The sequence below is a fragment of the Marinobacter sp. KM021 genome, from assembly GCF_050707965.1.
Lineage (GTDB): Bacteria > Pseudomonadota > Gammaproteobacteria > Pseudomonadales > Oleiphilaceae > Marinobacter > Marinobacter shengliensis.
In genome coordinates this window covers 4,066,076-4,076,610 of record NZ_CP136129.1, presented here as the reverse complement: position 1 = coordinate 4,076,610, position 10,535 = coordinate 4,066,076, and the positions used below count along the sequence as shown (strand labels likewise).

Annotated in this window: 11 protein-coding genes and 1 pseudogene; 6 read left to right on the top strand and 6 right to left on the bottom strand. The window is 57.4% G+C overall.

The window, feature by feature from the left end:
• Positions 1–166: 166 nt before the first annotated feature.
• Positions 167–361, bottom strand: a pseudogene (locus tag RVM24_RS19010) (magnesium chelatase domain-containing protein); the annotation flags it as partial.
• A gap of 73 nt (positions 362–434) precedes the next feature.
• Positions 435–686 carry an accessory factor UbiK family protein gene (locus RVM24_RS19005; RefSeq protein WP_061332549.1) on the bottom strand — a complete coding sequence of 84 codons (252 nt, stop codon included), beginning with the start codon at positions 684–686 and terminating at the stop codon, positions 435–437.
• Between the two features lie 384 nt (positions 687–1,070).
• On the opposite strand from RVM24_RS19005, the gene glnK reads away from it, so the two are divergent.
• Both glnK and RVM24_RS18995 read left to right on the top strand, forming a co-directional pair.
• Positions 1,071–1,409, top strand: a complete 339-nt coding sequence (glnK, locus tag RVM24_RS19000) for a P-II family nitrogen regulator (protein ID WP_058091350.1) — start codon at positions 1,071–1,073, stop codon at positions 1,407–1,409.
• A 71-nt stretch (positions 1,410–1,480) separates the two neighbouring features.
• The gene (locus RVM24_RS18995; protein WP_061332548.1) at positions 1,481–2,728 is read left to right on the top strand and encodes an ammonium transporter; all 1,248 of its coding nucleotides are present in this window, start codon (positions 1,481–1,483) and stop codon (positions 2,726–2,728) included.
• A gap of 76 nt (positions 2,729–2,804) precedes the next feature.
• Here RVM24_RS18995 and RVM24_RS18990 read toward each other — a convergent pair whose 3' ends face one another.
• A complete protein-coding gene (locus tag RVM24_RS18990; RefSeq protein WP_061332547.1) occupies positions 2,805–2,999 on the bottom strand; it encodes a DUF6316 family protein in 195 nt (64 codons plus the stop codon).
• 92 nt (positions 3,000–3,091) lie between these two features.
• Positions 3,092–3,973 (bottom strand): polyamine aminopropyltransferase, encoded by an 882-nt coding sequence (speE, locus tag RVM24_RS18985; RefSeq protein ID WP_061332546.1) that lies wholly within the window; start codon positions 3,971–3,973, stop codon positions 3,092–3,094.
• A 229-nt stretch (positions 3,974–4,202) separates the two neighbouring features.
• Here speE and speA point away from each other — a divergent pair, with 229 nt between their 5' ends.
• Positions 4,203–6,113, top strand: coding sequence for a biosynthetic arginine decarboxylase (speA, locus tag RVM24_RS18980; RefSeq protein ID WP_374813097.1), 1,911 nt, complete (start codon positions 4,203–4,205; stop codon positions 6,111–6,113).
• 3 nt (positions 6,114–6,116) lie between these two features.
• Here speA and RVM24_RS18975 read toward each other — a convergent pair whose 3' ends face one another.
• Positions 6,117–7,163 (bottom strand): AraC family transcriptional regulator, encoded by a 1,047-nt coding sequence (locus RVM24_RS18975; protein WP_230713398.1) that lies wholly within the window; start codon positions 7,161–7,163, stop codon positions 6,117–6,119.
• A 227-nt stretch (positions 7,164–7,390) separates the two neighbouring features.
• On the opposite strand from RVM24_RS18975, the gene RVM24_RS18970 reads away from it, so the two are divergent.
• The 3 genes from RVM24_RS18970 (at position 7,391) to RVM24_RS18960 (ending at position 9,744) form a co-directional block, all read left to right on the top strand.
• Positions 7,391–7,990 carry a sigma-70 family RNA polymerase sigma factor gene (locus tag RVM24_RS18970; protein ID WP_061332542.1) on the top strand — a complete coding sequence of 200 codons (600 nt, stop codon included), beginning with the start codon at positions 7,391–7,393 and terminating at the stop codon, positions 7,988–7,990.
• Positions 7,987–8,625: a ChrR family anti-sigma-E factor gene (locus tag RVM24_RS18965; RefSeq protein ID WP_061332541.1), complete on the top strand. Its 639-nt coding sequence runs from the start codon at positions 7,987–7,989 to the stop codon at positions 8,623–8,625. The genes RVM24_RS18970 and RVM24_RS18965 overlap by 4 nt, the downstream gene beginning before the upstream one ends.
• A gap of 174 nt (positions 8,626–8,799) precedes the next feature.
• Positions 8,800–9,744, top strand: coding sequence for a sodium-dependent bicarbonate transport family permease (locus RVM24_RS18960; protein WP_106694441.1), 945 nt, complete (start codon positions 8,800–8,802; stop codon positions 9,742–9,744).
• Between the two features lie 18 nt (positions 9,745–9,762).
• Here the strand turns inward: RVM24_RS18960 and RVM24_RS18955 are convergent, their stop codons facing one another.
• Positions 9,763–10,497 (bottom strand): SDR family NAD(P)-dependent oxidoreductase, encoded by a 735-nt coding sequence (locus RVM24_RS18955; protein WP_374813099.1) that lies wholly within the window; start codon positions 10,495–10,497, stop codon positions 9,763–9,765.
• Positions 10,498–10,535: the final 38 nt, after the last annotated feature.

Genomic DNA, 10,535 nt, shown 5'->3' with positions numbered 1-10,535 from the left:
CCACTCTCTTCTGAATACTGTTTTTTTATACAGATTAGTGTATTTATCGTTTTAGTCTAAGAAAACAGATCTAGCAAGTTGCCAAAAGAGTGGACACGATCCTTTATTTTCGGCGTTTTATCTGGCCATCAGCCTATGTACAAAATTTGAAGCTCGGGAAAACGGGCGTGATTCGACGGGCGGGGAATTCGAACCCGGCGTTGATCAAGGCACTGCGAACCCGGTCTTTGCTCTCACGCACACCGGTTTCCGGCAAACCAACAATCGACAGGGCCGGCAGTCCGCCAGACAGATGCACTTCAACAGTCACTGCCGGTGCAGACACACCGATACTGGCACGGGAATGGACAATAGCAAGCATGGCAACCTTCCTTGGCAATCAGTTTCTTACAAGTCCCGGCCGCTGCATCCTGCGGGCCGGGCCAGACCGGTCATTATGAGGACAGCTTCTGCTCGAGTTCGGCAACCCGCTTCTCAAGCGCTTCCACTTTTTCACGGGTTCTCATCAATACCGCCTGCTGGGCATCGAACTCTTCGCGGGTGACCAGTTCCAGCTTCGACATGACCGTCATCACCGTTGCTCTGGCCTGGGCCTCAAAATCGTCTTTCGCAGCCCGAGCCATATCCGGAACGAACTGGCCAAACTGGCCCTGTAACTGAGCAAAAAAGTCCTGTGGCCCTTTCATAAATCACCTCTGAGAGTCTCTGTTTCCCGACGCGGCAAACGCCGTGGCTGAGTCGCTATCCGCTTTGGTGGGAGTGTATCACACCGCCGCCCCTGCCATACTGTGCCCTGTCCGCATTATAATGGCGGCGGATGGCTAACCCGGCCATGCTCTTTTTTGAGCCAAGGGCGGGCTCATCGCACCAAGTTGGTGCGCGTTATTGCGCCATTCTGGAACAGGATATAACCAACAAGCTGATTTAAAACATTTTTTTTGCGTTGGCACACCCGATGCTAAAGCTCTCGTACGCAATCCGCACAATTGATGTGCGAGGTGGCAGCATCCCGAACTCAACAACCGGCCGCTGGCCCTCACTGTTGGGACGGCTTTACCAAGGAGAAAGCAATGAAACTTGTGACAGCGATCATCAAGCCTTTCAAATTGGATGATGTCCGTGAGGCACTATCCGAGATTGGCGTACAAGGCGTAACCGTCACTGAAGTCAAAGGCTTCGGTCGGCAAAAAGGCCACACAGAGCTCTACCGTGGCGCGGAATACGTGGTGGACTTCCTGCCCAAGGTCAAAGTGGAAATCGCCATTGGCGACAACCTGCTTGACCAGGTCATCGAAGCCATCACCAAGGCGGCCAATACCGGCAAGATCGGCGACGGCAAGATCTTCGTGACCGAACTGGCGCAAGCCATCCGGATTCGAACCGGCGAGACTGGCGAAGAAGCGGTCTGACAGCAGACTGACTCTGAAAAAAGCCAACGCAAAAAATTTATAACCTAAGAGCCTTGTGCGGAGGGCCTCCTATGGAAAGCACTGTTTTTGAAATACAGTACGCATTAGATACGTTTTACTTCCTCGTGTGTGGCGCATTGGTCATGTGGATGGCAGCAGGCTTTGCCATGCTCGAGTCCGGCCTGGTGCGCTCAAAGAACACCACTGAAATTCTGACCAAGAACGTCGCCCTGTACGCCGTTGCCTGCACCATGTACATGGTCTGCGGCTACGCGATCATGTACGGTGGCGGCACCTTCCTGAGCGGCATCACTGGCATGGGCGTTGAAGAAGGCTTCGAGTATGAGGCTGCAGCAACCTACGCGCCATCCGCTGACTTCTTCTTCCAGGTGGTCTTCGTTGCTACAGCCATGTCCATCGTATCCGGTGCCGTGGCCGAGCGCATGAAGCTCTGGGCATTCCTGATCTTCGCTGTGGTCATGACCGGTTTCATCTACCCGATGGAAGGCGCCTGGACCTGGGGCGAAGCTGACGTCTTCGGCATGTACAACCTGGGCGATCTTGGCTTCAGTGACTTTGCCGGCTCTGGCATCGTACACATGGCTGGCGCAGCTGCGGCCCTGGCTGGCGTCCTGCTGCTGGGCGCCCGTAAAGGCAAATACGGCCCGAACGGTGAGATCCGCGCCATTCCCGGCGCCAACCTGCCCCTGGCCACTCTGGGTACCTTCATCCTGTGGATGGGCTGGTTCGGCTTCAATGGTGGCTCGGTTCTGGCGACTGCTTCCGCAGAATCCGCTAACGACGTCGCCATTGTATTCATGAACACCAACGCCGCAGCGGCTGGTGGCGGTCTCGCAGCTCTGATCCTTGCCCGACTGATGTTTGGCAAAGCTGACCTGACCATGCTCCTGAACGGTGCACTGGCTGGTCTGGTGACCATCACTGCCGGCCCGGACACCCCCACTCCGCTGCTGGCAACCATCTTCGGTGCCTTCGGTGGCCTGCTGGTGGTGGTAAGCATTGTGACCCTGGACAAGCTGCGTATTGATGACCCCGTCGGTGCCATCTCTGTTCACGGCGTCTGCGGTCTGCTCGGCCTGCTGCTGGTGCCGGTTACCAACGGCGACGCCAGCTTCAGCGGCCAGATCATCGGCGCCATCACCATCTTTGTCTGGGTCTTCGTGACCAGCCTGATCGTGTGGAGCATTCTCAAGGCGGTCATGGGCATCCGGGTATCCGAAGAAGACGAATACGAGGGTGTGGATTACTCCGAGTGTGGCATGGAAGCCTATCCAGAGTTTGTCAGCGGCAAGCAGTAAGCCAGCCTGACAACCACGAAAAACAAGAAGGGCGCCAAACGGCGCCCTTCTTGTTGCTGTTCCTGGCGCTCCGTCACTAACAGACGCCCTGGAACAATTGGTCATCCGCGTGCCGCAGATACAACATCAATTCCATTTCCGCTTCGTGGACACTGTCAAACGGCCCCTGGATCGAGCCCTCGCGAGTCTGGAAAAACCACTGTCCGTTGACCAACGAGAACCGCTCACTACGAAACCAGTGACGATCCTGTTCACCTTTGCGCGTTTCCATAACAACTCCTTTCACTCCGAACACAGCACGATGATCAATAAATGACCACACTGTTTCAGCATAGCTCAGAGTGCGGAGCTGTCTAATTTTTGTCAGGCCTCTTCGGGGCGCACCGCGTCTTCCAGCGCATCCACCATAAACTGAGGCATCGCCAGGGCTCCGTGGTGAATGCCGGCGTTGTAATAGCGGGTCACGAACGGGCGGTTGTTGGCGTCTTCCTCACGGAAATACTTCAGCGGGTTATCCTTGCTACCCATGGTGCAGCTCCACCACCCGGTCGGGTAGACAGGCTGAGGGAACGGCAAAGTCTGTACGTGGCCGAAGCCGGCCTTCTGCATATCGCTGTGGATGTCCTTGATGATGCTGTCCGTGTGCAACAGCGGCGATTCACTTTGCTGCACAATAATGCCGCCCTCCCGAAGCGCCGCCATGGCGTCCCGGTAGAAATCCAGGGCAAACAAGCCTTCGGCGGGGCCCACCGGGTCGGTACTGTCGATAATCAGCAGGTCGATGCTGTTGGGCTCAATATCCCGCATCCACTTGATACCGTCGCCAAAAAAGAAATTTGCCCGGGGGTCATTATTGGCCTCACACAGCTCCGGAAAGTATTTTTCCGACATGCGGGTAACCCGCTCGTCGATTTCCACCTGCCAGGCCTCCTCGACACCGGGGTGCTTGAGCACTTCCTTCAGGGTTCCGCAATCTCCACCGCCCACTATCACCACTTTCTTCGGGTTCTTGTGAGTGAACAACGCCGGATGGGTCATCATCTCGTGGTACAGAAAGTTGTCACGGGTGGTCAGCATCACGCAACCGTCCAGCACCATCAGGTTGCCAAAGGTTTCCGTTTCATAGATTTCCAGCTTCTGGAACGGCGTCTGCTCTTCGTGCAGCTTGCGCTTGACCTGCAGGGAAAATGCCGTGCCCTGATCCTGGAATACCTCGGTAAACCAGCCTTCGTTCAATACCGTCATCTGTACCTCCCATTCATTGCGCCACCACGGGGTCGGGGCCTGTTCAAAGGGGCGTATTGTAGGGGGCCCACGGCCGTAGCCAAAGTACTATTCCCCTTCGCCGCCACGTATTTTTCACATTTCAGGCCACTCGTGGCCCGGCAATCCTTTCGATCCGGCCTGTCAGGTCCTACAATGCAGCCTGACAACGGCCTGCGGGCCATTCCGGTTTCCTGACAGGATAGCAACAATGCCTGAAACCACAGCCTTACCTGCCCACAAGGTTTATAACATTGCTCACTGGAGTGATGGTTACATCGCGGTGACTCCCAGGGGTGAAGTCGAGATCTGCCCAGACCGGGGGCGGACAGCAGCCCGAATCAACCTTCCTGACCTGACCCGGTCTCTGGCCGAGTCCGGCGTTGCCCTGCCGGTACTGATCCGTTTTACCGACATACTGCACGACCGGGTGAACAAGCTTTGCGGCGCCTTCAACAAGGTGACCGCTGAACAGGGCTACCAGGGCCGCTATACCGCGGTCTACCCGATCAAAGTGAACCAGCAGCGACGGGTTGTGGAAGAGCTGTTGGCGGCACAACCCGCCGCCTCGGCCGGACAGGTCGGGCTCGAAGCCGGTAGCAAGCCGGAATTGATGGCGGTATTGGCCCTTGCCCCCAAGGCGGGGTCAGTGATTGTCTGCAACGGCTATAAAGACCGTGAGTACATTCGCCTGGCCCTGATCGGCCAGAAGCTGGGCCACCGGGTGTTTATCGTGGTGGAGAAGCAATCGGAGCTGCCGCTGATACTGGAAGAGGCTGAGCGTCTTGAGGTATCACCGCTGATTGGAGTGCGGGCACGATTGGCCACCATTGGCAAAGGTAACTGGCAGAACACCGGCGGCGAAAAATCCAAGTTCGGGTTGTCCGCCAGCCAGGTTCTGGATGTGGTCAATACCCTTAAACAGGCCGGCGCTTTGGGTACCCTGCAGCTGCTGCACTTTCACCTGGGTTCACAAATTGCCAACATCCGCGATATCCAGACCGGCCTGAAGGAATGCGCCCGCTTCTACACGGAACTGCACCAGTTGGGCGCACCCGTCGGCACCGTGGATATCGGCGGCGGCCTGGGCGTGGACTACGAGGGCACCCGCTCCCGCAGCAGCTGCTCAATGAATTACAGCGTGTTTGAATACGCCTATAACGTGGTGCATGTGCTGCAAGCCGAATGCGATCGCCAAGGCATTCCCCACCCGGACCTGATCAGTGAATCCGGCCGGGCCCTGACAGCCCACCACTCGGTTCTGGTCACCAACGTGATTGATCGGGAATCTCCAGACCATCGGGAAGTCACTGAGCCTGAAGCAGACGCACCAGCACCACTGCATGACCTTTGGCGCGACCTTCTCAGCCTGCAGGATGATCACTCACCCCGGTCGCTGGCCGAGATTTACCACGATGTGCTGCATGCGATGAACGATGTCCACGCCCAGTTCGCCCATGGTCTGCTGTCACTCAGCGAGCGAGCCCAGGCCGAAACCCTCTACACCACCTGCTGCCGCCTGCTTCGGGTTCAGCTGGACAGTGGCAGTCGGGCGCACCGGGAAATCATCGACGAACTCAACGAAAAGCTCGCTGAAAAGCTCTTTGTTAACTTTTCCCTGTTCCAGTCCCTGCCGGATGTTTGGGGCATTGACCAGATCTTTCCGGTGATGCCGATCAATGGCCTGAACCGTCCGCTGAGCCGGCGCGCGGTGATTCAGGACATTACCTGTGATTCGGACGGCCGGATTGACCAGTACGTGGACGGCCAGGGCATCGAAACCACCCTGGCATTGCCGGAGGAAAAGGAGGGCGAGCCACTGCTGATGGGGTTCTTCATGACCGGCGCCTATCAGGAGATCCTGGGAGACATGCACAACCTTTTCGGCGATACCCACTCGGTGGATGTGCGGCTGAACGACCAGGGCGAGTATGACATTGGCAAGCCCATTACCGGCGACACCGTCGCCAAGGTGCTTCGTTACGTCAACTTTGAACCGGAGAACCTGATCAAGTCCTACCAGGATAAGTTTGCCGCCAGCAACCTGGATAAATCCACACAGGACCGATTACTGGGCGAACTGAAAGCCGGTCTTGAGGGCTACACTTACCTGGAGGAATAGCCTTCAGTCGCCCTCGGCCTGGTGTAGCCGACGCCAGGCCGAGGGTGAGATACCCTCCCACTTGCGAAAGGCCCGGCCAAAATTGGACGGGTCGCTGTAACCCAGGTGTTCCGCAATGTCGTCGATACTCAGGGGTGAGTGTCGCCTTAGACAATCCAGCGCACGTTGATGGCGCACGGTTTCCTGTAGCAGCTGGAAACGGGCGCCTTCTGCAGCCAGCTGGCGCCGCAGAGTGCGAGCAGACACATGTAACTGCCCGGCCACATCCTCCAGACTCAACAGGCGGCCGTCACGAATCGATTCCAGCATCCTGACTACTCGTTCCGTGACCGAGGTGGATGCCTCCATCTGCCGCATTTCTTCCTCGCATTGAGCCTCAGCCACGCGACGAGCCACAGGATTGGACAACGATAACGGCAGGTTCAGAAACTGCTTTTGGAAGCGGAGCTGGTTAACACCGGTGCAGAAACTCACGGCATTGCCAAACAGCGGCTGGTAAGGCCCCACATTGGCTGGCTGCTCGTAGTCCACCAGGCACCGCCCGCCCTCCAACAACCGCTGACCAAACAGCAGGTTGTTCACTTCCATCAGGGAAGCCAGGACCACCTCGATGTTGAAACGATGTAAATCCCGGGTGTCGTGCTTGATATCGAGCTGAATGACAGCTTCATCGCCTTCGATAAAAAACGACAGGGCCATGTAGGCAAAACGAATCCGGAAATATTTGATCAACACCCGCAGCGCCTGCTCGAGCGTGTCGCAGCTGATGGCGGCCTGAGACAGCGCACCATGGGCGGTAAATTTCAGGCGCCGGCCAAACTCCAGCCCCAGGCTGTCGTCCTTGCAGCGAACAAAGGCTTGACGACACAGCTCAGTGAACTGGTCCAGGGTAATGAAATTATCCGGGTGGCTCAGCTGTGGCTGGCGGATACCGGCAGCGCTGACCAGCTCTTGCTGGGCAACACCCCGCTCCTCTGCCAGCTGGCAAAGAATCTCGGCGTAATGGGCCCGGATAACCGGCAGGGTGCCGCCGGAAAGCAGTGCGTTCATGGTTTGAACTTTGAGTCGTTATTATGGTTGTCAGACTAGCGCCTGCTCTGGGATCCGGCAATCACTCCACTGACACAACTCCGCCGACAATGCGGCCAGATTTTTTTCACTCAAGGCAATCCACTTCTTGCAGCCTCCCGTAAATAACCAGACTGACAAACCAGCGGCGAGTGCCTAGAATGATGACTGTAATCAGCTCAACTCATGCGACTGTCAAGGAGCGTCCGGTGACCACACTGGATCAGCAACCAGCGAAAGCCGAGGGCCGAAAAGACCCTTGGGGTGTCTTGCTGGAAAAAGTAGGCAAACACCAGGATAGAGCTGCATACCACGCTTTGTTCGAACACTTTGCGCCGCAGATAAAGTACTACGCCATTTCTAACGGCATGGCCAGCCACGCCGAGGAACTGGTGCAGGAAGTGTTCATTTCCATTTGGCGCCGCTCCTGCCTGTATGACTGGCGTAAGGCTGCGGCGTCTACCTGGATCTTTACCATTGCCCGTAACCAGCGGATTGATATGCTGCGAAAAATGCAGCGGACCAGCGCTGAAATGGCAGTGGAAACCGAGGATCTGTGGCAGATTCCTGGCGATAATGAGGATGAGCCGGTGACGTCCCTGCACCGTTTGATGTCAGAGCGCCGGATTCGTGAGTCTCTCAGCCAGTTACCGGAAGAGCAGATTACCGTCATCGCCAAGGTGTACATGGAGCATAAGTCTCACCAGATGGTGGCGGATGAACTTCAGATCCCCCTGGGAACCGTGAAGAGCCGGGTACGCCTGGCACTGAACAAGTTAAAAGTGATTTTGCAGGATCAGAACGTATGACACGGCACCACCCCGACAGTCTCAGCCTGATGGAATACAGCGCTGGCAATCTGACTGAGCCCCATGCTCTCTGCATCCGGCTGCACCTTGAGCAGTGCCCACACTGTCGGAGCCGGGTGGACACCCTGAACAGCCTGGGCGCGGTGATGATGGAACAGCAGCCCAAGGTCACTGTTTCGGATAGCAGTTTCGAGCAGTTGATGGCACGTATTGACTCAGCACCCCAGGATACTTCACCGGTTGTGCAGGCACCGCGATTGAGCCCGCTGCAGAAGTTGCTTGGTCAGGACATCAACGAGCTGCCCTGGAAACGTCAGCTGGGCGATGTCAGCGTACTGGATATTTCGGAAAAGTTTCCCGGTCAGGGTGAGCGGGTGGTACTGCAGAAACTGGTGGCAGGCGGCAAGGCCCCGGCCCACACTCACCGCGGTGATGAGACAACGATCGTGCTACAGGGTGCGTTCGCCGACCAGAAGGGCGTGTTCAACCAATGGGATTTCGTGGTGTTGAATGAGCAGGACGAGCACAGGCCCGTTGCCGTAGGGTGTGAAGACTGCATTACATTGTCTGTGCTGAGCGCCCCGGTCAAGCTGACGGGCACCTTCACCAGAATGTTGAATCCGTTCATTCGGTAAGTTTAGTTGATCAGTCCAGTGAGAAACGGAGGCAGGTTGCCTCCGTTTTTTGTGGCGACCGAAGATCCGTTATCGCAATCCGGTAATGGTTTAATTGACTTGGGCGCCCATCCCCCTAAACTGATCCATAGTAGGTAACAACTCCAGCACCATTCAAAACGCAACAGCTGACACATGCCCGACATCATCGTCATGTTTTTCCTGCTCGGCCTGGTAGCAGGAACCGTCAAATCTGACCTGTCCATTCCACGAGAAGCCTACGACATTCTCAGCCTGCTGCTGATGCTCACCATTGGCCTGAAGGGCGGAATGGCCCTGTACGGGAACCTGGCACCAGGCCTGCTTCTGGAAATGCTTGCGGTAGCAGGCCTGGGCTTTGCGCTACCCCTGCTGATGATCCCGATCCTGCGTTACGGCGTCGGACTTTCAATCGCCGACACCGCCAGTTTCGCCGCCCACTATGGCTCGGTCAGTGCCGGCACTTTTGCCGTCGCCTTGGCGTGGGTTGAAACTCGCGGCCTCAGCTCCGGCGGCCAGGTCACGCTCTATCTGGTACTTCTGGAGTTACCGGCCATCATGGTCGGGCTCTGGTTCTACCGGCGTTTTGGCAAACGCACGGGCGATTCCAAGGGCACGCCGCTCTGGCAGGAAACCCTGACCAACCGAAGCGTTATCCTGCTGGTGGGTGGTGTGGTCATTGGAGCGCTTTACGGGCCCGGACAGGGCACCGGCGTCACCGCCCCCCTGACCAGTGCGTTTTCCGTCATTCTGTCGCTGTTCCTGCTGGAGATGGGGCTGGTGGCCGCCGAAACCCTGCGCAACCTGAAGCTGATCCACTGGCGGGTTGTACTGTTTGGGCTTGCGATGCCCCCCGTGCTGTCGGTGGCTGGGCTAACGGTGGGCACCCTGCTCGGGCTCGACACCGGCTCTATCGTCATCCTCGCAACGCTCACCGCCAGTGCGTCCTACATCGCCGCACCGGTGGCGATTCGCCACGCCGTTCCCGATGCCAATATCGGCCTGGCTATGCTGGCTTCCCTGGGCGTCACCTTTCCATTCAATGTGCTCGTCGGCATCGGGCTTTATTACTCCATGCTCAGCTGGGCGGTGCCGCTATAGTGTCCCGCCTGGCGCCGCCTACCAGGGTAACTCCGAACCATCCCAACTGAAGAACCGACCGTTACTGCTGTCGTCCAGGGCGCCCAATACCCGGATCAGGTTATCAGCCGTCTGCAAGGGCTTATGTACCGTCAGTTTGGACAATGACTGGCTGAACGGTGCACTCAGGGTCGACTCGGTGGTCCCCGGATGCAGCGCCACGCAGGCAATGGGCTTGCACCGACGAGGCAGTTCGATGGAAAGATTCCGCACCAGCATGTTCAGGGCGGCTTTTGAACTTCTATAAGCGTACCAGCCGCCAAACCCGTTATCGGATATCGACCCCACCTTGGCCGAGATGGCCGCCACGCGCTTGAACTCACGATGCCGCAGCCAGGGCAGCAAGGTCTGGATCAGCAAGGCAAATCCGGTGGCGTTGACCGCGAAAGCGCGGGCCATGTTAACGGCCGCCACGTCGTCCAATCGCTTTTCGGGAAACAGCCGGTCATCATGCAGCAGGCCAGCGGCGTAAATCACAGTGACGATCGGGCCGGAACCGTCCAATGCCGTTCTCAACTCGGCTTTATCAAGCCGCTTCTCATCTTCCGCATCCCAGGCCAGCAATCTCACACCGGGATGATTCCTGAGATCGTCCGGTGCCCGCTGAGGATCACGACACAGACCAATGACGGCCTGGGCCGGGCAAGTCTCCAGATAGCGTTTCGCCAGCGCCGCACCAATTGCACCGGATATACCGGCAATCACGATCGTCATTCCCACGCCCTTCCACTATCAATGGATACCATGCCGGT

What these genes read in the sequence shown, in the direction of transcription:
- speE (WP_061332546.1), bottom strand. Translation starts at nt 3,973, where the DNA reads ATGACGGTATTGAACGAAGGCTGGTTTACCGAGGTATTCCAGGATCAG.
- RVM24_RS18975 (WP_230713398.1), bottom strand. Translation starts at nt 7,163, where the DNA reads ATGAACGCACTGCTTTCCGGCGGCACCCTGCCGGTTATCCGGGCCCAT.
- RVM24_RS18960 (WP_106694441.1), top strand. Translation starts at nt 8,800, where the DNA reads ATGCCCGACATCATCGTCATGTTTTTCCTGCTCGGCCTGGTAGCAGGA.
- glnK (WP_058091350.1), top strand. Translation starts at nt 1,071, where the DNA reads ATGAAACTTGTGACAGCGATCATCAAGCCTTTCAAATTGGATGATGTC.
- RVM24_RS18990 (WP_061332547.1), bottom strand. Translation starts at nt 2,999, where the DNA reads ATGGAAACGCGCAAAGGTGAACAGGATCGTCACTGGTTTCGTAGTGAG.
- speA (WP_374813097.1), top strand. Translation starts at nt 4,203, where the DNA reads ATGCCTGAAACCACAGCCTTACCTGCCCACAAGGTTTATAACATTGCT.
- RVM24_RS18965 (WP_061332541.1), top strand. Translation starts at nt 7,987, where the DNA reads ATGACACGGCACCACCCCGACAGTCTCAGCCTGATGGAATACAGCGCT.
- RVM24_RS18955 (WP_374813099.1), bottom strand. Translation starts at nt 10,497, where the DNA reads ATGACGATCGTGATTGCCGGTATATCCGGTGCAATTGGTGCGGCGCTG.
- RVM24_RS18995 (WP_061332548.1), top strand. Translation starts at nt 1,481, where the DNA reads ATGGAAAGCACTGTTTTTGAAATACAGTACGCATTAGATACGTTTTAC.
- RVM24_RS19005 (WP_061332549.1), bottom strand. Translation starts at nt 686, where the DNA reads ATGAAAGGGCCACAGGACTTTTTTGCTCAGTTACAGGGCCAGTTTGGC.